The organism is Paraburkholderia sp. BR14374 (assembly GCF_040948685.1).
GTDB classification, from domain to species: domain Bacteria; phylum Pseudomonadota; class Gammaproteobacteria; order Burkholderiales; family Burkholderiaceae; genus Paraburkholderia; species Paraburkholderia youngii.
Map to the genome: position 1 here is coordinate 34,593 of NZ_JBFPKF010000024.1, position 20,074 is coordinate 54,666.

25 protein-coding genes are annotated in these 20,074 nt (G+C 62.4%); 14 read left to right on the forward strand and 11 right to left on the reverse strand.

The annotated features are described in order from the left end of the window. The first annotated feature begins 19 nt into the window (after window positions 1–19). The 4 genes from AB3X86_RS33200 (at window position 20) to AB3X86_RS33215 (ending at window position 1,716) form a co-directional block, all read left to right on the forward strand. The gene (locus AB3X86_RS33200; protein ID WP_176365455.1) at window positions 20–376 is read left to right on the forward strand and encodes an SUF system Fe-S cluster assembly protein; all 357 of its coding nucleotides are present in this window, start codon (window positions 20–22) and stop codon (window positions 374–376) included. A gap of 1 nt (window position 377) precedes the next feature. Continuing rightward, the gene (locus AB3X86_RS33205; RefSeq protein WP_368599230.1) at window positions 378–710 is read left to right on the forward strand and encodes a Rieske (2Fe-2S) protein; all 333 of its coding nucleotides are present in this window, start codon (window positions 378–380) and stop codon (window positions 708–710) included. Between the two features lie 216 nt (window positions 711–926). Next, window positions 927–1,418, forward strand: a complete 492-nt coding sequence (locus AB3X86_RS33210) for an Hsp20/alpha crystallin family protein (protein WP_368599231.1) — start codon at window positions 927–929, stop codon at window positions 1,416–1,418. Between the two features lie 55 nt (window positions 1,419–1,473). Continuing rightward, window positions 1,474–1,716: a hypothetical protein gene (locus AB3X86_RS33215; RefSeq protein ID WP_368599232.1), complete on the forward strand. Its 243-nt coding sequence runs from the start codon at window positions 1,474–1,476 to the stop codon at window positions 1,714–1,716. A gap of 62 nt (window positions 1,717–1,778) precedes the next feature. Here AB3X86_RS33215 and AB3X86_RS33220 read toward each other — a convergent pair whose 3' ends face one another. After that, window positions 1,779–2,183 (reverse strand): CBS domain-containing protein, encoded by a 405-nt coding sequence (locus tag AB3X86_RS33220; protein WP_368599233.1) that lies wholly within the window; start codon window positions 2,181–2,183, stop codon window positions 1,779–1,781. 190 nt (window positions 2,184–2,373) lie between these two features. Here AB3X86_RS33220 and AB3X86_RS33225 point away from each other — a divergent pair, with 190 nt between their 5' ends. From AB3X86_RS33225 to AB3X86_RS33240, 4 genes are all read left to right on the forward strand, one after another. Next, window positions 2,374–4,665 (forward strand): FdhF/YdeP family oxidoreductase, encoded by a 2,292-nt coding sequence (locus AB3X86_RS33225; protein WP_368599234.1) that lies wholly within the window; start codon window positions 2,374–2,376, stop codon window positions 4,663–4,665. 397 nt (window positions 4,666–5,062) lie between these two features. After that, on the forward strand, window positions 5,063–5,323 hold the full coding sequence (locus tag AB3X86_RS33230; protein WP_184228661.1) for a hypothetical protein: 261 nt from the start codon (window positions 5,063–5,065) through the stop codon (window positions 5,321–5,323). Between the two features lie 102 nt (window positions 5,324–5,425). Next, window positions 5,426–5,569 carry a hypothetical protein gene (locus tag AB3X86_RS33235; protein WP_368599235.1) on the forward strand — a complete coding sequence of 48 codons (144 nt, stop codon included), beginning with the start codon at window positions 5,426–5,428 and terminating at the stop codon, window positions 5,567–5,569. Between the two features lie 146 nt (window positions 5,570–5,715). After that, window positions 5,716–6,030: a four-helix bundle copper-binding protein gene (locus AB3X86_RS33240; protein ID WP_176122768.1), complete on the forward strand. Its 315-nt coding sequence runs from the start codon at window positions 5,716–5,718 to the stop codon at window positions 6,028–6,030. A 39-nt stretch (window positions 6,031–6,069) separates the two neighbouring features. Here the strand turns inward: AB3X86_RS33240 and AB3X86_RS33245 are convergent, their stop codons facing one another. Further along, a complete protein-coding gene (locus tag AB3X86_RS33245; protein ID WP_368599236.1) occupies window positions 6,070–6,978 on the reverse strand; it encodes a LysR family transcriptional regulator in 909 nt (302 codons plus the stop codon). A 204-nt stretch (window positions 6,979–7,182) separates the two neighbouring features. Next, complete coding sequence (locus tag AB3X86_RS33250) at window positions 7,183–8,013, reverse strand: 3-keto-5-aminohexanoate cleavage protein (RefSeq protein WP_176380586.1); 831 nt, start codon at window positions 8,011–8,013, stop codon at window positions 7,183–7,185. 385 nt (window positions 8,014–8,398) lie between these two features. Between AB3X86_RS33250 and AB3X86_RS33255 the strand changes: the two genes are divergently transcribed. Both AB3X86_RS33255 and AB3X86_RS33260 read left to right on the forward strand, forming a co-directional pair. Beyond that, window positions 8,399–9,310, forward strand: coding sequence for a sterol desaturase family protein (locus AB3X86_RS33255; protein ID WP_368599237.1), 912 nt, complete (start codon window positions 8,399–8,401; stop codon window positions 9,308–9,310). 284 nt (window positions 9,311–9,594) lie between these two features. Beyond that, window positions 9,595–11,094, forward strand: a complete 1,500-nt coding sequence (locus tag AB3X86_RS33260; protein ID WP_368599238.1) for a trypsin-like peptidase domain-containing protein — start codon at window positions 9,595–9,597, stop codon at window positions 11,092–11,094. 236 nt (window positions 11,095–11,330) lie between these two features. Here the strand turns inward: AB3X86_RS33260 and AB3X86_RS33265 are convergent, their stop codons facing one another. From AB3X86_RS33265 to AB3X86_RS33280, 4 genes are all read right to left on the reverse strand, one after another. Further along, window positions 11,331–11,735: a hypothetical protein gene (locus AB3X86_RS33265; RefSeq protein WP_368599239.1), complete on the reverse strand. Its 405-nt coding sequence runs from the start codon at window positions 11,733–11,735 to the stop codon at window positions 11,331–11,333. A gap of 313 nt (window positions 11,736–12,048) precedes the next feature. Further along, on the reverse strand, window positions 12,049–13,524 hold the full coding sequence (locus AB3X86_RS33270; protein ID WP_368599240.1) for a hypothetical protein: 1,476 nt from the start codon (window positions 13,522–13,524) through the stop codon (window positions 12,049–12,051). Between the two features lie 184 nt (window positions 13,525–13,708). Beyond that, window positions 13,709–14,116: an OsmC family protein gene (locus AB3X86_RS33275; protein WP_018435075.1), complete on the reverse strand. Its 408-nt coding sequence runs from the start codon at window positions 14,114–14,116 to the stop codon at window positions 13,709–13,711. A 227-nt stretch (window positions 14,117–14,343) separates the two neighbouring features. Next, complete coding sequence (locus AB3X86_RS33280; protein ID WP_368599241.1) at window positions 14,344–14,514, reverse strand: LysR family transcriptional regulator; 171 nt, start codon at window positions 14,512–14,514, stop codon at window positions 14,344–14,346. Between AB3X86_RS33280 and AB3X86_RS33285 the strand changes: the two genes are divergently transcribed. From AB3X86_RS33285 to AB3X86_RS33300, 4 genes are all read left to right on the forward strand, one after another. Continuing rightward, window positions 14,515–14,787: a hypothetical protein gene (locus tag AB3X86_RS33285; protein WP_368599242.1), complete on the forward strand. Its 273-nt coding sequence runs from the start codon at window positions 14,515–14,517 to the stop codon at window positions 14,785–14,787. It begins immediately after the preceding gene. A gap of 15 nt (window positions 14,788–14,802) precedes the next feature. Continuing rightward, complete coding sequence (locus AB3X86_RS33290) at window positions 14,803–15,435, forward strand: LysE family translocator (RefSeq protein ID WP_176111699.1); 633 nt, start codon at window positions 14,803–14,805, stop codon at window positions 15,433–15,435. Between the two features lie 109 nt (window positions 15,436–15,544). Further along, entirely contained in the window at window positions 15,545–15,799 is a 255-nt protein-coding gene (locus AB3X86_RS33295; RefSeq protein ID WP_368599243.1) for a hypothetical protein, read from the forward strand. Between the two features lie 132 nt (window positions 15,800–15,931). Next, window positions 15,932–16,276, forward strand: a complete 345-nt coding sequence (locus tag AB3X86_RS33300) for a hypothetical protein (protein ID WP_368599244.1) — start codon at window positions 15,932–15,934, stop codon at window positions 16,274–16,276. A gap of 25 nt (window positions 16,277–16,301) precedes the next feature. On the opposite strand, the gene AB3X86_RS33305 is transcribed toward AB3X86_RS33300, so the two are convergent. The 4 genes from AB3X86_RS33305 to AB3X86_RS33320 form a co-directional block, all read right to left on the reverse strand. Further along, a complete protein-coding gene (locus AB3X86_RS33305; RefSeq protein WP_368599262.1) occupies window positions 16,302–16,841 on the reverse strand; it encodes an SRPBCC family protein in 540 nt (179 codons plus the stop codon). Between the two features lie 47 nt (window positions 16,842–16,888). Beyond that, on the reverse strand, window positions 16,889–17,881 hold the full coding sequence (locus tag AB3X86_RS33310) for a sugar-binding protein (protein WP_176380516.1): 993 nt from the start codon (window positions 17,879–17,881) through the stop codon (window positions 16,889–16,891). A 116-nt stretch (window positions 17,882–17,997) separates the two neighbouring features. Further along, window positions 17,998–18,906 carry an ABC transporter permease gene (locus AB3X86_RS33315; RefSeq protein ID WP_368599245.1) on the reverse strand — a complete coding sequence of 303 codons (909 nt, stop codon included), beginning with the start codon at window positions 18,904–18,906 and terminating at the stop codon, window positions 17,998–18,000. 142 nt (window positions 18,907–19,048) lie between these two features. Next, window positions 19,049–19,789 carry an ATP-binding cassette domain-containing protein gene (locus AB3X86_RS33320; protein WP_176122759.1) on the reverse strand — a complete coding sequence of 247 codons (741 nt, stop codon included), beginning with the start codon at window positions 19,787–19,789 and terminating at the stop codon, window positions 19,049–19,051. Between the last annotated feature and the right edge of the window lie 285 nt (window positions 19,790–20,074).

Consider the following 20,074-nt stretch of genomic DNA (forward strand, 5'->3'; position numbering starts at 1 on the left):
AGGAAGTGAGGTGAACAGGATGAGCGCATTCGACTGGCTGAAACGGGCAGATGGGCCGGAGCCCGGCGACGGCGACCTGCGCTCGCGTGTGATCGACGCGTTGCGTACGGTGTTCGACCCGGAGATTCCCGTGAACATCTACGATCTGGGGCTGGTGTACGGCCTGGACGTCGATGGCGATACGGGCAGCGTGTCCATACGCATGACGCTAACGGCGCCGGGCTGTCCGGTCTCGCAGACCTTTCCGGCGACGATCGAAGATGTCGTCTATTCGGTGGCGGGCGTCAATACGGTACGGGTCGAGCTGGTGTGGGAACCGCCGTGGACGAAAGAGCGGATGTCCGAAGCCGCCCGCCTGCAATTGGGAATGCTTTGACATGACAAGCTGGGTCGATGTCGCGGCGATGACGGATTTCCCGCCCGGTTCGGTGCGTAGCGTCGACGTGGACGGCACACAGGTAGCGGTGTTCAATCTCGACGGCGTCTGCTACGCGATCGAAGATACCTGTCCGCACGACGGCGGCATCCTGACGGGCGGTGCCGTCGAGGATGACGAGGTGGTGTGTTCTCGCCATGGCGCCCGCTTTTGTATCAGGACCGGCAAGGTGCTGGCTCCGCCGGCCTACGAAGACGTGGCGGTGTTTCCGGTGCGCATCGAGGCTGGAGTCCTGCAGGTGCGCGACGCGCGCGAGGAGGACAGCGCTTCATGAAAGCATTCAGCAATAGCGCTTGCCCGGGTATGAGCGTTGCTGAACTCGAGGCCGGGCGAGGCCGCGTCCGATTGTCGGCATATGCAGTTTGCTACGTCAACCGTGTGGGCCGGGCCAATGCCGCGGGTACGCTTTCGATTATTCGTGCGTATAGGCAAGGAGCACGGACAGGCGGCATGCCGTGGCTCGCTCGCCTGCTAGTGACGGAGGTGAAAGATGGACTTCAGAAACCTTATTCCGTGGAATCGCGACAGCAATCTTCCGAGCGCTCATCAACGCGACGATCACCCCGTGTTCGCGCTGCATCGCGAAATGAACCGTCTGTTCGACGACTTTTTCCGGGGATTTGAGCTGCCGGCGCGACTCGGCTCATCGTTTGGGCCGTCTTTTGGCTGGCCGAACATTGAACTCAGCGAAACCGACAAGGAGATCAAGGTCGTAGCTGAACTGCCTGGACTGGAACAGAAGGACGTCGATGTGTCACTGAACAAGGACGTTCTCACCATCCGCGGTGAAAAGAAGGGATCGTCGGCCGGCGCGGTGTATAGCGAGCGTTGGCAGGGCACTTTCCAGCGCTCCGTACAGCTCAGTCCGGATGCAGACCCTGACAAGGTCACGGCCGACTTTCGCAATGGCGTGCTCACAGTAACTGTTGCAAAACGACCCGACGCGCAGACCCATGTGCGGCGTATTCCGGTCAATGGCTGATCGCAGCATACGGGCCGCATCCGCGGCCCGCGCGACAGTATTCGGCGGAGGCTCTATGAAAACCGATCAAGTTACCAAGTACCGCGGTTTGTTGATCCGATCAGTCGTTACTCCCGCGGACAGCGATCGCTACAGGGCGGCAGCCATCGTGACCGACCCGACAGGCGAAACGCGGACGTTGGGCGTCGACGGCGATTTCGGGGAGCCGAACGACGCCCACGTTCAGGCGACGGAACTCGCGATCGCCTGGATCGATGGGCGCCACGTTGTATCCGATCACTACGTACGCCGGGGATAGATCAGGCTACGCCGGCATCCGTCGAATGGCTGGCTGTTGAATTCACGGCACGTATAGGTGCTTTAGCGCTCTGGTTCGCAAGGCGTGGAAATCGCCCCCAGCGTTGAAGAAATTTCGTCGTCGGAGCGGGTGGCAAGGTCCCCGAGGGAAAGGATTCCGATCAGGTGATCGCTTTGATCGACGACCGGAATCCGGCGGACTTGCGCGTCCGCCATCCTGTCTTTGACGGCCTGGACGTCGTCGTCTTCGTAGCAGCAGCTCGGTTCACCACTGACGATTCCTTCTATCGTTTCCTCGGGCGACGCTCCTAGCGCTACCGCGCGCGTCACGATATCCCGGTCAGTCAGCATGCCCACCACTTCCCCGTCCTCGCAAACGGGTAGCACGCCGACGTTCAGTTCAGTCATCAATTGTGCAGCTTCTCGTATGGTCAGGCGGGGTCCGATGGACGCTGGATTGCGTGTCATCACTTCTGCAACAGTTGTCGTGATCTTCTCCTTCCAGTGGGCCGATGCTGTCTGACGACAGCCTGTGGAACCGGTCTTTCATCACCGCAATCAGCGGCGCAGCAATCACCGTACCCCCCGAGGCCGCAGCCAGGAACGTGACGTGCTGACCCATCATGACGTGACATTTTTGACCAGACGGGGTGGACTCATGAGCAATGAAGCCAAAAGCGCTGCATATCCCTATGCGTCGGGTGGATGGGGTTCCGTCAAGGCGGTCGCGACGATCCTGCTTCGGGAAAAAGCACCGCTGAAGGATAGCCAGGTTCTGATGCATCAGAACAAGCCCGACGGTTTCATGTGTGTCAGCTGCTCGTGGGCGAAGCCGGCCGATCCGCATACGTTCGAGTTCTGCGAAAGCGGCGCGAAAGCCACTGCGTGGGATCTGACGGCCAAACGCGTAACGCCGGATTTCTTCGAGGTCCACACTGTCAGCGAGCTTGCGAAGTGGCACGATCACGATCTCGAGGAAGCGGGGCGGCTCACCGAGCCGCTGCGCTACGACCCGGCTACCGACCGCTACGTGCCGGTGTCGTGGCAGCAGGCATTCGATGCGATCGGCGCCGAGCTGCGCACGCTCGACCCGGCCAGCGTGGTGTTCTACACGTCGGGCCGCGCATCGCTGGAAACCTCGTATATGCTGCAGCTTTTCGCGCGCATGTACGGCACCAACAATCTGCCCGACAGCTCGAACATGTGCCATGAGAGCACCAGCGTCGGGCTCAAGGAAGCGATTGGCGTTGGCGTCGGCACGGTCTCGCTCGACGACTTCGAGAAGACCGACCTGATGTTCTTCTTCGGCCAGAACGTCGGTACGAATAGCCCGCGCATGCTGCATCAGTTGCAGGACGCGCGCAAACGCGGCGTGCCGATCATCACGTTCAATCCTTTGCGCGAACCGGGGCTGCTGCATTTCGCAAATCCGCAGTCACCGGTCGACATGCTCACACCCACCGATACGCAGATCAGCACGCAATACCATCAGGTGAAGACGGGTGGCGATACCGCCGCGATCCTCGGCATCTGCAAACTCGTGATCGAAGCGGACGATCGCGCGGTCGGTACGGGCGGCGCGCGCGTCGTCGATGTCGATTTCATCCGCGAGCATACGAACGGCTACGAGCAGTTCGCGCAGTACGCGCGCGCGGCGAACTGGGACGACATCGAACGCGTGAGCGGCTTGCCGCGCGCCGCGCTCGAAGCGGCCGCCGACGAATACATGAAGGCGAACGCGGTGATGATCCACTATGGCATGGGTCTCACGCAGCATCGGATGGGTGTGCAGAACGTGCGCATGCTCTGCAATCTGCTGCTGCTGCGCGGCAATGTCGGCAAGCCGGGCGCGGGGCCGTCGCCGGTGCGCGGCCATTCGAACGTGCAGGGTCAGCGCACGGTCGGCATCACCGAAAAGCCGGAACTCGCGCCCCTCGATCAGTTGGCTAAACAGTTTTCGTTCGAGCCGCCGCGCGAGAAAGGCATGAACATCGTCGAGGCCTTCGAGGCGATGCTCGATGGCAAGGTCAACGCGATGATCAATCTCGGCGGCAACCTCGTGCGCTCGGTGCCCGACCGGGGGCGCACCGAACCGGCGTGGGCCGCGCTCGGGCTGACCGTCAATGTGGCGACCAAGCTCAATCGCAGCCACCTGGTGCACGGCCAGCGCTCGTATCTGCTGCCGTGCCTGAGCCGCATCGAGATCGACCGGCAGGCGGGCGGCGCGCAAGCGGTATCGATGGAAGACAGCACGGCGCACTTTCATGGCTCGCATGGCATGGTCGAACCCGCCGCGCCGACGATCCGCTCGGAGCCGTTCATCGTCGCGGGCATCGCGAAGGCGACCCTCGGCGAGCGCTCCAGCGTCGACTGGGATGCATGGCGCGACGACTATTCGCGGGTACGGCTGGAAATGGCGAAGACGTGGCCCGAGATGTTCGATGATTTCGAGTCACGCATGTGGACACCCGGCGGCTTGATACGGCCGCTGCCCGCGCGCGAGCGCAAGTGGAAGACCAAGAGCGGCAAGGCCGAGTTCATGGCGCCGACTTCGATCGGCGAAGATCCTGACATGCCCGAGCGTGAGCCCGATTCGCTGCGCTTGATGACCCTGCGCAGCGACAGCCAGTTCAACACGACCATTTATGGCCTCGATGACCGTTTCAGAGGCATCAAGGGTTCGCGCATGGTGATCCTGATGAATCCCGCCGACATGGAGAAGCGCGGGCTCGCGCACGGTGACCGCATCGGCCTCGAGACGATCGCGGACGACGGCGTCGAGCGCCGCGTCGACGGGCTGAGCGTCGTGCCGTTCGATGTGCCGCAGGGATGCATCGGCGGCTATTACCCGGAATGCAATCCGCTGCTGCCGCTGTGGCACTACGCGAAAGAGAGCAAGGTGCCGGGTGCCAAGTCGATTCCGGTGCGCGTGCTGACGGCCACGCGATGATCAGCGCTGACACAAAAAGGCCGGCATCGTTACCTGTGCCGGCCGCTGAATTACACCCGGGCAGCGCGTGAAGGGCATGATAAGCGCGTGCCCACTTTTATGATAGTCGCGCCAGCGGCGCGCGGACATACGCATCGGGTGTTGATAACTCATGAGTTGCGGACGGGTGTCGGGCGGCCAGACTGTCCGTTACCCGATACTTAAGGACATGGCACTACGCCAAACAGTGTTCGTATACTGCGACGTCCCCCACGGATTCGGGGACAGCGTTTCTCCAGAAACGCTTAATGGCGATCACGCCGCAATGTCGGGTGATCGCCTTTTTTCACGGAGCACCGCTCGAAGGAGGCTTACGCGTCGAATGTGAAGGTAAATAACCCGAAGGTTGGGGGAGACGATGACAGAACGGATTGAAGATGTGCTGGCGGAGATGATCAACGTAAGCACCGAGATCAGGGTGCGAACATCCGCGCTGGCCAAAATGGAAGGAAGCCTCGCCCGCAGCGACGAGCCTCTGCTGCGCGATGCGCTCGACACGACTCGCCGGGAGCTGTCGCTGCTGCATCAGCTCAAGGGCGAGCTCATAGGCCGCCTGCTGACACTCGAAAACGGCGCTCGGGACAGAGCGGCAACCAATCGCCCGATGCCGATCCCATGACGCACATGCGCCGCATCGGCGTCCCTGGCCGATTGTGGTGCGTCGCGGGTCTGCCGCATGCTCACTGACAGGCATATCGAACGAAACCTGAAGGAGCAGACCATGAGCGCAACGCAGCATTCCGTGCAACAGACGCCCGCCAACGACGACACGGACCTGCCGAACATGCCGGGCGAACCGGAGCCGCCAACCACCGAAGACCTCCCCGATCTGCCCGAGCCGCAGGAAGTGGGCGAGGACGGTTGACGCGCGCAGCCGCGGACTTGCCGCACCATCAATCCGGCACGCGCGATCGGCGAACTACGCACGATGCTCACGCGTCGCACGGTGTAAGCGCGAGACGGCATGCTGATTGCTGTTCTACTGCGCGACGAGGCTGCCAAGGAACCGCAATGACCCCCCAGGACTGTATCGACGCGCTCGACCGTTGCGCGAGCGCCTGTACCCGGTGTTACTCCGCGTGCATCGCTGAGCGGCATCTCGATGAAATGGAAAAATGCATCCGGCTCGACATGGATTGCGCGTCGCTGTGCCGCTTGACTTCGGAGGCCCTCGCGCGCGACACGCAGTTCATGCGCGATTTCTGCGACCTCTGCGCGCGCCTGTGCGATGTCTGCGCCGACGAATGCGCGCGTCATCCGGCGCAGCATTGCCAGGATTGCAGCGATGCGTGTCGCCGTTGCGCGGAAGCGTGCCGCGCGCTATGACGGAACGCGGGTCCGCGTGCGATCCGCGAGATGCAAGCTTTAGCGCCGCGGCTTCGAGCCCTTCCAGTTCGACTTGCGTGCGAACTCGACGAACGAAGCCAGATAGTCGAGCGACGCATCCGCATCGCGCGTGCCGAGAAAAATCTGCTTGGCGATGCCGGCCTTGCCGAGCTTCACGCTGACCACCGGCATGCGGTCGGCGTATTCCTCGGCGAGCCAGCGCGGCAGCGCGGCCACGCCGCGCTTGCTTGCGACCATCTGCAGCATGATGTCGGTGGTCTCGATCGTCTTGTGACGGCGCGGGGCGACGTCGGCGGGGCGCAGGAACAGGTTGTAGATGTCGAGGCGGTCGGTGTCGACCGGATAGGTGATCAGCGTTTCATCGACGAGCTGTTCGGGCTCCACGTAACGCGCGTTGGCCAGCCGATGCCCGTCGGCCACCACCAGCACCTGCTCGTAGTCGAACACGGGTTCGAAGCTGAGGCCGGGCCGCTTCAGCGGATCAGGCGTGACGAGCACGTCGATGTCGTAGCCGAACAGCGCGCCGATGCCGCCGAACTGGAAGCGCTGCTTGACGTCGACATCGACATCGGGCCAGCGCGCGAGGTACGGCGACACGACCTTCAGCAGCCACTGGTAGCACGGATGACATTCCATGCCGATGCGCAGTGTGCCGCGCTCGCCGTTCGCGTATTGCTTCATGCGCGCTTCGGCATGCTCGAACTGCGGCAGCAGCCGGTCGGCGAGCGACAGCAGATACTGACCCGCCTGGGTGAGGCGCAGGTTGCGGCCGTCACGGTCCCAGACCGGCGTGCCGAGCTGCTGCTCGAGCTTCCTGACGGTATGGCTCAACGCTGATTGCGTCAGATGCAGCGCTCCGGCTGCTGCCGTGAGCGAGCCCTGCCGGTCCACTTCGCGGATCAGGGTGAGATGAAAGCGTTCGAGCATGAGGGGGTATGAGATTCGACAAAGTGCGACGCGTATCGTAGCGCGATTATGCGGTCGGGCTGCCAAACCTGGAAAGGTAGCGACAGCCGACGCCGGGAGCATTGAGCGAATACCTAAGGCTCGGAGCCCCGGTCGGGTTGAGTAGCGCATTCAGGCGTCCCTTACGCGGACGCCGGACGGGAGCGAGTGGCCCGCCCAGTCGGCTTATCTCGCGGGAAGATAGAGCATTTCGCGCGCTTTGGCCGCACTTGCCACCGGCCGGCCGTATTCATCACACAAAGCGGCCACCCGTGCAACGAGTTGCGCGTTGCTCTTTGCCAGCGTGTCCTTGTCCCAGCGCACATTGTCTTCGAGACCGGTGCGGCAGTGCCCGCCCATCTCAAGAGTCCAATGATTGACCTCCAACTGATGCCGTCCGATACCAGCGGCGGTCCATGTTGCATCCGGCAATAGCGTCTTGAGTTGCTGGACCTCGAACTCGAGAATCTCGCGGCGCGCAGGCAGCGCGTTCTTTACACCCATCACAAATTGAACGTGCACAGGAGACTTCAGCAGCCCCTGCTGGACGAGATCTGCCGTGCTGTACAACATCGCCAGATCGAAGACTTCGATTTCCGGTTTGACATCGTAGTCGAGCATCGTTTGCGCAAGCGCGCGCACGAAGTCCGGCGGATTTTCATAGACGGTAGTCGGGAAATTGACGGAGCCTGTTGCGAGCGACGCCATATCCGGGCGCAGGTCGAGCATCGCGCCGCGTTGCTCGAACGAACGGCCACGACCGCCTGTCGAAAACTGAATGATGATGTCAGGGCAGTGCTTGCGGATACCGTCCTGAAGTGCGGCGAAACTCGATCGGTCGGAACTCGAGTTCTCCTGTTCGTCGCGCACGTGCAGATGAACGAGTGATGCCCCGGCTTCGTACGCTTCGTGGGTGCTTTCGATCTGCTCGGAGATCGTGATCGGCACAGCCGGGTTGTCCTTCTTGCGCGGAACTGAGCCAGTGATCGCAACGGAGATGATGCACGGTTCACTCATGGCTAACACTCCCGTTCCCGATTTTCCATTTTCCAAGTCTAGTTCAAAAGGGTGCAACTTATATTGCCGGGGAAGGGGGCAGGTTCGCGTCTGTGAATAAAAGATTCGGGAAGGCTGCGCGTGCCGTATTGCCGATAATCGCGCAGTCACGATGTAAGTTTGTTGAAATAATTCGGTAGGATGCTCTCGAAGTCAACGAGGGCGAAGCGGCGGCACATCGCCTTGTTCGCCGCGACCCGTGAATAGTGATCCCATGACACGCGGTGAAATACCTTTTGCGTAGCCAGTCACGCGAACCCTATCTAAAGTGCGTGTATCGATGCGATGCACTGACCCCTCACCACCGCAGACGATACCTCCCGCCACCACCCGATATGGCATCGTCATGGAATCCTTCACAAAACTTCTTCTTGCCGTCACCGGCGTCGTCGTTGTCGTTTCGCTGATCGAAGCAGTCGTGCTGAGCCGCAGGAAGAGTGCGTCCTCACCATTTGCCTGGCACGAGGTGTGGATCTCACTGTTCGACCTGGCCGCGCGCAGGCTGATGTCGCTGCTGCCGATATCGGTCGCGACGCCAGTTTTCAGCTTCGTCTACGACCATCGCATCTTTACGGTCGGCATCAATAGCGCGCTCATGGTGTTCGCGCTTTTCATCGGAATGGAGTTCTGCTACTACTGGTATCACCGTGCGTCGCATCGCGTGCGCTTCTTCTGGGCCACGCATGCCGTGCACCATTCGCCGAACCAGTTGACGCTTTCAACGGCCTATCGTCTCGGCCTGACCGGCAAACTGACTGGCTCGACGCTGTTCTTCGCGCCGCTCGTATGGCTGGGGATCAAGCCGGAGGTCGTGCTGCTCACGTTGTTCCTCAATCTCATGTACCAGGGCTGGTTGCATACCACCTACATTCCCAAGCTGGGCTGGTTCGAATATCTGTTCAATACGCCGTCACACCACCGTGTGCACCATGCATCGAACGTCGATTATCTGGACGCGAACTATGGTGGCGTGCTGATCATCTTTGACCGGCTGTTCGGCACCTACGTGGAAGAACGCGCTGACGAACCGTGTCGCTACGGTCTCGTGACGCCGACCACGTCGCGCAACCCGCTCGTCGTCGAGTTCGAGCACTGGGCCACGCTGATTCGCGATATGTTCAACGCGAAGAGCCCGTGGATCGCGATCAATCACGTGATCCAGCCGCCGGGCTGGCTGCCGCACGGCGGAGGCGAAGCGACCGAAGAACTGCGCCGCAAGCGCAAACAACCCGGCGCGGCGGGAGCGGTCAACGGCTAAGCTTTTAGTCAGGTAGTACGAAATTGCACTGGTCCGTGGTCAAGCGACTCGCGAAATCCGTAGCTGATCTGGGTGGTATCGAGTTGTCTCGGTCATCCACGTCATTCTCTATATTCTGGCGCGCCAGAGCTGGGTGATTTTGCTTTCGTGGTGAGTCGTGTCACACCGGAGCGCCGCCAGAGGCATAGAATTATTTCATCAGCGTCTGTCCTGTTCGCCATCGCTGTTAGCCTTGGTCGCTTCAGACTTCGATACGCTGCGATGACGACCGCCTCGGAGGCGCCGTGTTCCGCCGGACCTTGAATCGCACCTTGCTCCATGCTGCGGTGGTAGCTGGACTTCTGGGCGGCTGTCCGTGCCTCTTGCCAGCTGCGCTCGCCGCCGACAACGCCTCACCCAAGCCCGCCCAGGGGAAGTTGGTTGCACCGGCCAATGCCACGACGCCATCTGACTTCCCCACCATGGTCGAGCGATACGGGCCCGCTGTAGTCCATATCCGCGCAACGGCTGCAGAGAAGCAAACATCGGCGCCGCCCCCTGAGGACATCGGCCCCCACGATCCGATTGCCGCGTTTTTCAGCGGCGTCGCCCCGCAATCCCCGGAGCCGCAACGCAATATTGCTCGCGTGACAACGGGCACCGGCTCCGGTTTCATCATCAGCCCCGATGGCCTCATTCTGACCACCGCACATGTGGTGGATCAGGCGGACGAAGTCACGGTCAGTCTGACCGACCGGCGGGAGTTCAAAGGCAAGGTGCTCGTCGTCGACACAGATAGCGACGTTGCGGTGATTCAGATCGATGCTGCGACGCTGCCGACCGTCAAGCTTGGTGACTCGTCGCGCGTGCGCGTCGGTGAACAGGTGCTGACGATCGGATCGCCCGACCGTTACCAGAACACCGTTACAACTGGCATTGTTAGCGCCACGTCGCGCCTGTTGCCCGACGGCAGCAGTTTTCCCTTTTTCGAGACCGAGGTCGCCGCCAGTCCCGACAATTCGGGCGGTCCTTTGTTTGACCGGGCGGGCGACGTGATCGGCATCGACGTGCAGGTTTATCCGGACGCGGAGCGGTACCCGAGCCTGACCTTTGCGATTCCGATCAACTCGGCGAATAAGGTGCGAGCGCAGTTGCAAACCCAGAGCAATGGCCCGGCGGGCATTCTTGGTGTAGAGGTTCAGGACGTCGGACCTGGGTTGGCGGTGGCCATTGGCCTGCAACGGCCGGCCGGGGCGCTCGTCAACGTCGTCACGCCTGGTACGCCGGCCGCCGCGAGTGGCATTAGGCCTGGCGACGTGATCATGCAGATTGGCGACAGGACGATCGCTCGCTCGGCCGAACTGTCCCAGTATGCCGCCGGGCTGCAGCCCGGAACGAAGACGACGCTCACGCTGATCCGCAGCCGAAAGCCGATGACGATTGAAATCATCGTCGGCGCGCCCGGCGCAACCCCAAGCGCCGTGCAAACCCCTGACGCAGCGTCGAATCCCCCTCCGGCCCAAAGTGCAAGCGCCGCACCGGATCGCCTTGGCTTGACGATGCATCCGCTGAACAACGACGAGAAGCGGGCGAATGATCTTCCGGAAGGGATGATGGTGGACCAGGTGACTGGACCTGCGGCGACGGCTGGCATTCGCACTGGCGATATCGTCCTGTCGTTCAATGGCGAGCTGATCGAATCCCGGGAGCAAGCGAGCGCAGTGGAAGAAAAGGCGAAGAAAGCGATATCGGTGCTGATCCAGCGTCAAAATGCTCGCCGGTTTGTCTCCGTCACGCTCAGGTGACCGTCGCTGCGTGATGCGCATGCAAAGTGCCTCATAACGCAAGCGGGATTAAGGCGACACAAACCGCAACCCCGCCCGCACGGACCCTGTTGAGCCGTGTATGTCCATGCTATGTCCACGATCTCATAGCTTCATTGGGATGCGACCCATCAGGCACAGCGAATGCTGCATGCGCATGAGTCGCCGCCGACTTCCGAGGGATCGCGCAGAGGTGCGCCGGACGGCAATTCCGGCCACTAGTCCAGATCAGCCACGAAGATGACGGGCGTTTTCACGGCGCCCCATTGCCGTGACGGAACCGTGGGCGAACAGGCCGAACCGCGGCTCATTTCGATGAGCTCTCCGTAAGGGGACGGCAGATGAACGTAGTGAATGGAAGGACCAGGCGAAACGATCCGAAGCGTGTTGGAATGTTCAGGCGGACCGGGCTTCCGGGTTCTGGTGCAGGTAGCGCGGATGCAGACATCAATACCGCGCAGCGTTCGCGTGGCCGACATCTCGCGCTTTGGGCTGGGTCGGCAAGCGCGTTGGCTGTCGCCGTCATGGGAGTGGTCGCGCAAATCGATCGGTTCGACGATGATCAGGCGCTCGGGATTATCGAAACCACGTCGCCCGCGCCACACACGACGTGGTTCGGGCATGTCGCGCTGCCGCCGTCGCCTCCCACTCACCCAACCGCGCTTGGCAGTGCTGAACTCGCCCCGCCTGCGTTTTCCGTTCCGTCCGATCATGGCGCTAAAGCTACTCCGGATAGTGCTGCGCCGCAGTCGGTTAAGCGAGGGCCCGACGAGGCAAGCTATACCGCTACACAAGCTCGCCGCCATTCGGCGCCGGACGTAAGAGCAATCGAGCGGCATGCGAGCGGGATCACTGGACCCAAATCGCCGACGCCAAGAGCGTCTTCATCCGATCATGTCGCGGGACCATCGCCAGTTCCTGCGCTGGGATCTGCAACTAGCAGTGCTGAGCACGCCCCACGCGGGTCTTCCGCTTCGCTCGATCACCGCAGTGCACCTTCTCCGAATACTCGCGGCGCACCTTCTCGGCATTCTGCTTCACTGCAACTGGTTCAAAGGCAGCCTGCAGGCGCTCGCGCAGGAGGCGGGTTGGGCGCGGGCGGTTCAGGGGTAGGCGCAGCCGGTCCGGGTGCGAGCGGTTCGAATGCCGGCAACTCGGGTGCAGGCGCGGCCGGTTCGGGCGGACGTGGTTCTGGTGCAGGTGCCGGTGGCGCGGGTGCAGGTGCCGGTGGCGCGGGTGCAGGTGCAGGCAGCTCGGGCGCAGGCGCAGCCGGTTCCGGTGCCGGTGGTTTGGGTGCCGGCAGCTCGAATGCCGGCAGTTCAGGCGCAGGCGGTCACGGTGCGAGCAGTTCGGGTGCGGGCAACTCGGGCGCAGGTAGTTCTGGCGCAGGCAGTTCGGGCGCAGGCAGTTCGGGTGCAGGCAGTTCGGGTGCAGGCAGCTCGGGCGCAGGCAGTTCGGGCGCAGGCAGTTCGGGCGCAGGCAGCTCGGGTGCAGGCAGCTCGGGCGCAGGCAGTTCGGGCGCAGGCAGTTCGGGTGCAGGCAGCTCGGGTGCAGGCAACTCGGGTGCAGGCAACTCGGGTGCAGGCAGCTCGGGCCCAGGCAGTTCGGGCGCAGGCAGTTCGGGCGCAGGCAGTTCGGGCGCAGGCGGCTCGGGCGCAGGCGGCTCGGGCGCAGGCAGCTCGGGCGCAGGCAGTTCGGGCGCAGGCGGTCACGGCGCAGGCAGCTCGGGCGCAGGCAGTTCGGGTGCAGGCAGCTCGGGCGCAGGCGGTTCGGGCGCAGGCAGCTCGGGCGCAGGCAGTTCGGGCGCAGGTGGTCACGGTGCAGGCAGTTCGGGGGCAGGCGGCTCGGGCGCAGGCGGTTCAGGTTCAGGCGGGTCGGGTTCAGGCGGTTCGGGCGCAGGCGGTTCGGGCGCAGGCGGTTCGGGTTCAGGCAGTTCGGGCGCAGGGGGTCACGGTGCAGGCAGTTCGGGCGCAGGCGGCTCGGGCGCAGGCGGTTCAGGTTCAGGCGGTTCAGGTTCAGGCGGCTCGGGCACAGGCGGCTCGGGTGCAGGCAGTTCGGGCGCGGGCGGTCACGGTGCAGGCAATTCGGGTGCAGGCGGTTCGGGCGCGGGTGGTCACGGCTCAGGCGGTCCGGGTGGAGGCGGTCACGGCTCAGGCGGTTCGGGCGGTGGCGGTTACGGCGGAGGCGGTTCGGGCTCGGGCGGGTCAAGGTAATCCGCCGCCTCATTTTCGGCCGCGCTATCGTGCACGAGACGAAGGTCATAGCGGCTATCCGACGGGTAGTCCCTATCGTGTGGCGCGACAATCTGAATGAGAACTGCGCCCCACGCAAGGTGAATGTCGCGGCGAAGTTGATGAGCCGATGTTGATTGACGCGCTTTTTTTGATTGTCGCCGATGCGGCTCTTGTTCAATGCGCGGCAAGATCGGATGGAACTTGAAGGGTTAAATAAATCCCTTCGTATGTCCCTCCGATGGCTGTATGCAGCCGGCCGCCCTGTTCTGGCAACACTGAGCGGCAAACGTCAGTTGCCGAAGCGCATCGACCATATGAGAGCAATGACGGGAACTAGCCTGCAGTACGCGTTCGTCCGCTCTTCACCGCTCTATCATCGTGGTGTCAATGCGCGTGCCGCGCTTGATGAAGAGCGTGACGGGCGTCTTTTCGCAGATCTCCGCGAGTCGAGCCCGTTGCGTGGCGTCGAGCGGCGCATCCACGTTGACGGTGCGACGAATGTACGGGTTGCGCTCCTGGTCCGCGTGCAGCGTCGTGGTCACATCGATGGCGCCGTCGGGCCAGCCCTTGCGCTGCATGTACATGCGCAGCGTCGCGGACGTGCACGCAGCGAGGCCCGCAAGCACGAATTCGAAAGGGGCAGGCCCGCGATCCTGACCGCCTTCGTGCGGGCCTTCGTCGCCAGCGAGCGCATGGCGGCCGGCTTCGAGGGCCACGAGATAGTTGGGGGCATCGGCGGCGAGCCGTGCGGAGGCGGTGGCGAGCGGCATGGTAACTCCTCGGAACTGGGCGCCACCGCAGCGGTGGTCGATTGCGGGGGCGCGTTCAATATCGCCGGCTGCGTGCGGCAAGAGGCCAGTAAGCGCTGCCGTATTTGCGTACAGCAGCAACGTACCACGTTCACCGGCACCGAAGTCGCGTAGTTCCCCCTGCAACAGACTGTGTTGGAGAATCAGACGCGCATGGTGCGCGAGCGCCTCTCCTGCCTCGGTGGTCACTACCCCCGGAGGCTTCTTTCAAGCAGAACGACACCTGCATCCGACCCGATGTTACTAATCCGCTCGCTTGCCGACGTCAATGCGAGAATTGCCTGTCGGGCCCCGGCTGCAATGCTGCCAGCATCGACCACGCAAACGAACAGACGCAGATCCGCGAGATCGAATCTCATATGCTCGCCCGTGGCGCGTTCAGGATTGACCAGCTCGGCTTGTCGCTGCTGGCGGTCGTGCCCGCTCTAGCTGGAATGTGGTCGGGCTCGATCGTGCGGCAGAAGATCAGTCCAAAAACCTTCCGCTGTTGCTTTCTCCTATTCCTCATCGTCCTGGGTTCTCGAACTGGCGCTGCATCCGTTCGCTTGAGTCTCGCAAAACATCTGCTGGCGGCAACCCGCAAAGCTAATGGAAAATCACGCATGAAAATTCGCCGCCTTCGATACGCGTAACTTTGGAGTTTTTCGATGCCCAATCTAAGCCATTTCCTTTCATTCGGTCTCGTTGCATTCGGCATGGTGCTTACACCCGGACCGAATATGGTTTATCTGATTTCACGCTCCATCTGCCAAGGTCGTCAAGCTGGACTTATCTCCTTGGCTGGCGTCGCCCTTGGTTTCGTCTTCTACATGCTGTGTGCCGCATTCGGCATCACCGCTCTGGTTCTCGCTATACCCTACGCCTACGATGCGCTCCGCTTTGGCGGCGCGATGTATCTGCTCTATCTTGCGTGGCAAGCAGTCAAGCCCGGCGGACGCTCACCATTTCAGGTCCGCGATCTTCCCGTGGACAGCCGTCGCAAACTGTTCCTGATGGGGTTCACCACCAATCTGCTGAACCCCAAAATCGCCGTGCTTTACCTGTCGCTATTGCCTCAGTTCATTGATCCGTCGCACGGCAGCATATTTCATCAATCGCTTGCGCTGGGTGCAACGCAGATCGTGATCAGCGTCTGCGTGAATGCAGCCATTGCGACTATGGCTGGCTCGATTGCCGGATTTCTCGCGAGCCGCCCGACGTGGATTACGCTTCAACGCTGGTTGATGGGCACAGTGCTAGCGGGCCTTGCAGTCCGTATGGCAACGGAGGCCCGCCGGTAAGCTTTCCTGTTCCGCGCCCACGAATGGGGGAAGGTGAAGAGCAGCGCCGCTCGACCTTCCCTGAGCGATCACGCTGCCGTCGATCCGGCGCACCGTCGCGCTGGTTGCGGTGATCGAAGCGGTGTTCCAGTTCCAGCTGTTCGGTCAGGCGCAATTGCTGACCGGCGGCGGACCGAACAATGCATCGCGACCGCTCGTCCAGTTCATCTACGAATCCGGCTTCCGCCAATGGTTGTTCGGCTATTCGGCTGCCGCGGCCCAAGACCGCCGACGAGTACGGCCGCGTCGCGCCCGAAACGGCCAAACTGATGCGCGCGGTCGATCCCACCATTCAACTCGCGGCGTGCGGCTCGTCGACCCATGACATGCCGACCTATGGAGCGCGGGAAGACCGCGTGCTCGAACACTGCTTCGATCGGTCGACTTCATCTCCTTGCACACGTACTTCGAGAACCGTCATGACTCGACCGCGGAATTCTTCGGCAACATCGACGTGATGGATCTGTTCATCAAGGAGAGCGTCGCCGTTGCGGACAGCGTGGCGGCGCGCAAGCATTCGAGCAAACGCATCATGCTGTCGTTCGATGAATGGAATGTCTGGTACAAGGCGCGCTCGATCAACGATCTGCGCAAACCGGGCTGGCCAAGCGCACCGCGCCTGATCGAGGAGCATCCCCGGCTTTCCAAATGGCTACCCGGTGCCGGGCGCTGGCGCGAATCCACTCCAATACATGTGCATGATTGGCGCGCGAGTGGGCGGCATCTGGCAGATCTTCTCGCAGCAAGTGTTCGCGGGCGGCGCATTCGCCGCCTTCCAGGTTCTGTAGTGCAATGTGTGTGAACAAAAGATTCGGAAAAAATCCGGGCTACGGCATTGTTTCCAAGGCTTTCTTCAGTCGCGCGACTGCCTCGTCGGATTCCTGCTGGATTCTCGTTCGAACGAACAAGACATTTAACACCGCAAACCACAGTGTCGGTGCGCGGTACACGAACTCGCGCTCGAATCGTGTCCCGGACGCTACGGGCGTCAGAGCGTAGCTCACTGTGCCTGCTGGCTTCCCGTCTATCGTGCCGACAATCGCCCATTTGCGCGGACGGTCCCGTACGGCGACGGTCCACAGGACGCTTCCCCGGCGACCCGCCACGCGAAATTCTTCCGCAACCTGTTCACCAACGTTTAACGAGTGGTCGATCGCCCCTCTTACCGATAGCGAAGACGGGTGCCAGCGGGGCCAGTGAGCGGGTGTCGTTACGTAATCGAAAACCACCGTATCCGGTCGCTCGATCGAGATCACGGTGGCAATCCTCGTCGTAAGATCGACCGGCCCAGGCAACGGGACGGCAAGCAGAGCAGCGACCGCGACGACTGCCAGGACCGCGCTCATCCATTTCGATGGCCATTTCATCCGCGACTCGCGAAGTACGGCTTCGTCGTCGCCGTGGTCACCGGCTTTCAATGCTTCAGGCAAGTGTCGGCGTTCTTCCACGTGCAGACGTCGAGTCCCGTGTGAATGACCGGAGGCACGGACTTCCCTTCCGCGAGGTCACGCATGACCATCGCGGCGCGGTAGCCCATTTCCTCGGGCCGCTGGCCGACGAGCACATTCACCTTGCGGTCCTTGAGCGCCTGCAGTTCGGGCCCGAGCGTGTCAGCCGAGACGATCACGAATTTGCCGTTTTTGATCTTGTCCGTGATCGGGGCGACGACCTGCGAAAAGGCCTGCGGAGCGAAGAGCGGCCAGCCGCCCGCCAGCAGAAAGGCGTCGAGGCCCGTGGGGTTGGCGGTCAGCGTGTCCTGCATCATCTGGTTCGCCTTCGCGGCGTCGTCGTTCACGTAGAGCGGACAGCCACTGATCTCATGCCAGCCGTTCTCGCCAGCGAGCTTGGTGACGCCTTTCTTGCCGGATAGCACGTCGCGTGCGCCCTGGGCCCGCTGATTGATGTTCTCCGCTGCCGGATTGCCCATCACGAGGCAGACGTTGCCGCCTTTCGGCATCAGCATCTTCAACTGTTCGCCAAGCTTGGCGCCCAGCTCGTAGTTGTCGGTGCCGACATAGCTCTTGCGCAGCGACGCATCCTTCGGCAGCAGATCGGCATCCGCAGTGATGACCGGGACCGATCCGCCGCGGCGGCGCAGCACCTCCGCCACAGCCGGCGCGTTCGCGGGCGAAATCGCCATGCTCGCGACGCCCTTGGTCAGCAGGTCGTCGATGATCTGCACTTGCGCGCTCTCGTCGGCCGCGGTCGCGGGACCGGTGTAATAACAGTTGTAGCCTTGCTTGTTGAGTTCCTTGTTCGCCCGTTCGCATCCCTGATGCATAAGGTCGAAGTACGGGTTGTCGAGACCCTTGACGACCAGCGCAAGGGTCTTATCGGCCGCAAAGCCCGGGGACGCCAGCATCGCGAGTCCTCCAGCCGCAGCAAGACACATCCACAATTTTTTCATAGCTTCCTCCTGTTGAGCGCCGGCTCTACGGTGCCCATGTCGGCTTACACAGTCTTCGTAACGCGTCCCGCGTCCTGCGCACCGGCTCGAAAGCGGCCGGTGCGTCCAGAGACACTTCAATCCCCTTGCCGCTCGCCACCGAGCCGGTTGAAGAGCACCGCGACGACAATGAAGCTGCCGACGACCGTGCCCTGCCAGAACGCGTCGACGCCGAGCAGGATCAGACTGTTGCGGATGACCTCGATGAGCGCCGCGCCGACGACCGTGCCGAAGGCGCTGCCAACCCCGCCGATCAGATTGGTCCCACCGACCACGGTGGCCGCGATCACGCGCAGCTCGTCGCCCGTGCCGAGGCCTGTCGTGACTGCGCCCAGCCAGCCGACTTCGAGAATCGCCGCGACGCCCGCCATCAGGCCGCAGAGCACGTAGACGCTGCAAACGATGCGGCGTACCGGTACGCCGGTGAGCGTCGCCGCATGACGGTTGCCGCCGATCGCGAAAACGTAGCGGCCCCAGCGCGTCCAGCCGAACGCGAACCAGAACAACAGCCCAAGCAGGATCAGGAACCACACCGGATTGGCGACGCCGAGCGTCGCGCCGCCGCCGAGCGCGAGGAGTTTGCTGCCGTCGGGGCCGAAATCGAAAATGGTCCGGCTGCGGGAAATCACGAGTGCGAGGCTCCGGCCGACGCTCAGCATGGCGAGCGTCACGACGAAAGGCTGCATGCCGAGATACGCGATCAGCAAGCCGTTGACGAGGCCGACCAGCCCGGCGGTCAGTAGTCCCATGCCGATGCCGGCCCAGATCGGGTAGCCCGCGTTCATGACGACCGAGAGCACGATACCGCTGATGCCGATGGTCGAGCCGACCGAAATGTCGATGCCGCCCGTGACGATCACCGCCATCATTCCCAGCGCCACGATGGCGACGAAGGCGAAGTTTCGCGTAACGTTGAAAAGATTCTCGGAGGTCGCGAAGGTCGAGGTCGCAATCGATAGGGCGATACAGGCAACGATCGTTGCCATCACGACCCAGAACACCTGGCTTGCGAGTAGTCCCGACCAGCGAGTATGCGTCCTCGCGGACTGTGGATCATCGAGCAATGGCGGCATTGTGGGGGGCCTTCGCGACGCGTCGTTCAATGTGGGGCTCCGAGGCAAGGCAGTTTCAGGCAGCGGCGATGGCGCCGGTGATGAGACCAGTCACCTCTTCCGGGGAGGACGCTTCGGTCTTCTTATCCGCGACCTTGCGCCCGCGCCGCATGACAACCACCCGGTGGGCGACGGCGAATACGTCAGGCATGCGGTGGCTGATGAGGATGACGGCGATACCGTGTTCGGACAGGCGTTTGATGAGATCAAGCACCTCGGCGACCTGGCGGACGCTGATTGCGGCGGTCGGCTCGTCCATGAGGACGAGCCTCGCTTCGGAGAGGCGTGTGCGGGCGATGGCCACCGCTTGCCGCTGCCCTCCCGACATTTGCCTGACGAGGTCGCGCGGGCGCGTCTCGGACTTCAGTTGCTTGAACAGATCACCCGCACGCCGATACATGGTCGCGTGATCGAGCACGCGGATAGGTCCGAACCCGATCCGCAGTTCGCGGCCAAGGAAGACGTTGGCGGCTGCCGTCAGATTGTCGCAAAGCGCGAGGTCCTGATAGACGACCTCGATGCCGCGCGTGCGGGCGTCGATCGGCTTGTTGAAATGCACGGGATTTCCATCGATGAGAATGTCACCGTGCGAAGGCGGAAAGTTGCCGGCGACCACCTTCACCAATGTCGATTTCCCGGCCCCGTTATCGCCCATGAGCCCGACCACCTCGCCTGGCTCCAGGCTGAGCGTCACGTCGATCAGGGCCTGAATGGCGCCGAAATGTCTGGAAACGCCTCTGAGCTCGAGAAGACTCATAGACTGTCGCGTTCGCTGGGTGGAGGCGCCCACCGCATTGGCTGGGCGGCCAGTAGACGTACGAGCTAGGTAGATGTTTTTTAGTGCACGATGCGGCTTTTAGCAAGGCACTTTAGCCACCTGCCGAACTCGCTCATCTGCCGTGCCCGCTTCACTTCATCACTATGCAGATAGATCGACGTCGTCGACTCTGAAGCAACCGGTCGTGGCAAGTCGTGGCTTCGGAATTCTTCTTGTAGAGCGGGAATATTCGAAGTCCTGCGGTCGTTTAGCTTGCGGCGATGT

Bases quoted from the DNA above. Each gene is read 5' to 3' on its own strand.
- AB3X86_RS33235 (WP_368599235.1), top strand. From the start codon at position 5,426: ATGAGCGCAACGCAGCATTCCGTGCAACAGACGCCCGCCAACGACGAC.
- AB3X86_RS33250 (WP_176380586.1), bottom strand. From the start codon at position 8,013: ATGAGTGAACCGTGCATCATCTCCGTTGCGATCACTGGCTCAGTTCCG.
- AB3X86_RS33300 (WP_368599244.1), top strand. From the start codon at position 15,932: ATGGATCTGTTCATCAAGGAGAGCGTCGCCGTTGCGGACAGCGTGGCG.
- AB3X86_RS33315 (WP_368599245.1), bottom strand. From the start codon at position 18,906: ATGGCAACGATCGTTGCCTGTATCGCCCTATCGATTGCGACCTCGACC.
- AB3X86_RS33310 (WP_176380516.1), bottom strand. From the start codon at position 17,881: ATGAAAAAATTGTGGATGTGTCTTGCTGCGGCTGGAGGACTCGCGATG.
- AB3X86_RS33225 (WP_368599234.1), top strand. From the start codon at position 2,374: ATGAGCAATGAAGCCAAAAGCGCTGCATATCCCTATGCGTCGGGTGGA.
- AB3X86_RS33205 (WP_368599230.1), top strand. From the start codon at position 378: ATGACAAGCTGGGTCGATGTCGCGGCGATGACGGATTTCCCGCCCGGT.
- AB3X86_RS33215 (WP_368599232.1), top strand. From the start codon at position 1,474: ATGAAAACCGATCAAGTTACCAAGTACCGCGGTTTGTTGATCCGATCA.
- AB3X86_RS33245 (WP_368599236.1), bottom strand. From the start codon at position 6,978: ATGCTCGAACGCTTTCATCTCACCCTGATCCGCGAAGTGGACCGGCAG.
- AB3X86_RS33210 (WP_368599231.1), top strand. From the start codon at position 927: ATGGACTTCAGAAACCTTATTCCGTGGAATCGCGACAGCAATCTTCCG.
- AB3X86_RS33275 (WP_018435075.1), bottom strand. From the start codon at position 14,116: ATGCCGCTCGCCACCGCCTCCGCACGGCTCGCCGCCGATGCCCCCAAC.
- AB3X86_RS33280 (WP_368599241.1), bottom strand. From the start codon at position 14,514: ATGAGATTCGATCTCGCGGATCTGCGTCTGTTCGTTTGCGTGGTCGAT.
- AB3X86_RS33200 (WP_176365455.1), top strand. From the start codon at position 20: ATGAGCGCATTCGACTGGCTGAAACGGGCAGATGGGCCGGAGCCCGGC.
- AB3X86_RS33285 (WP_368599242.1), top strand. From the start codon at position 14,515: ATGCTCGCCCGTGGCGCGTTCAGGATTGACCAGCTCGGCTTGTCGCTG.
- AB3X86_RS33240 (WP_176122768.1), top strand. From the start codon at position 5,716: ATGACCCCCCAGGACTGTATCGACGCGCTCGACCGTTGCGCGAGCGCC.
- AB3X86_RS33220 (WP_368599233.1), bottom strand. From the start codon at position 2,183: ATGACACGCAATCCAGCGTCCATCGGACCCCGCCTGACCATACGAGAA.
- AB3X86_RS33320 (WP_176122759.1), bottom strand. From the start codon at position 19,789: ATGAGTCTTCTCGAGCTCAGAGGCGTTTCCAGACATTTCGGCGCCATT.
- AB3X86_RS33290 (WP_176111699.1), top strand. From the start codon at position 14,803: ATGCCCAATCTAAGCCATTTCCTTTCATTCGGTCTCGTTGCATTCGGC.
- AB3X86_RS33305 (WP_368599262.1), bottom strand. From the start codon at position 16,841: ATGAAATGGCCATCGAAATGGATGAGCGCGGTCCTGGCAGTCGTCGCG.
- AB3X86_RS33230 (WP_184228661.1), top strand. From the start codon at position 5,063: ATGACAGAACGGATTGAAGATGTGCTGGCGGAGATGATCAACGTAAGC.
- AB3X86_RS33255 (WP_368599237.1), top strand. From the start codon at position 8,399: ATGGAATCCTTCACAAAACTTCTTCTTGCCGTCACCGGCGTCGTCGTT.
- AB3X86_RS33265 (WP_368599239.1), bottom strand. From the start codon at position 11,735: ATGCCCGAACCACGTCGTGTGTGGCGCGGGCGACGTGGTTTCGATAAT.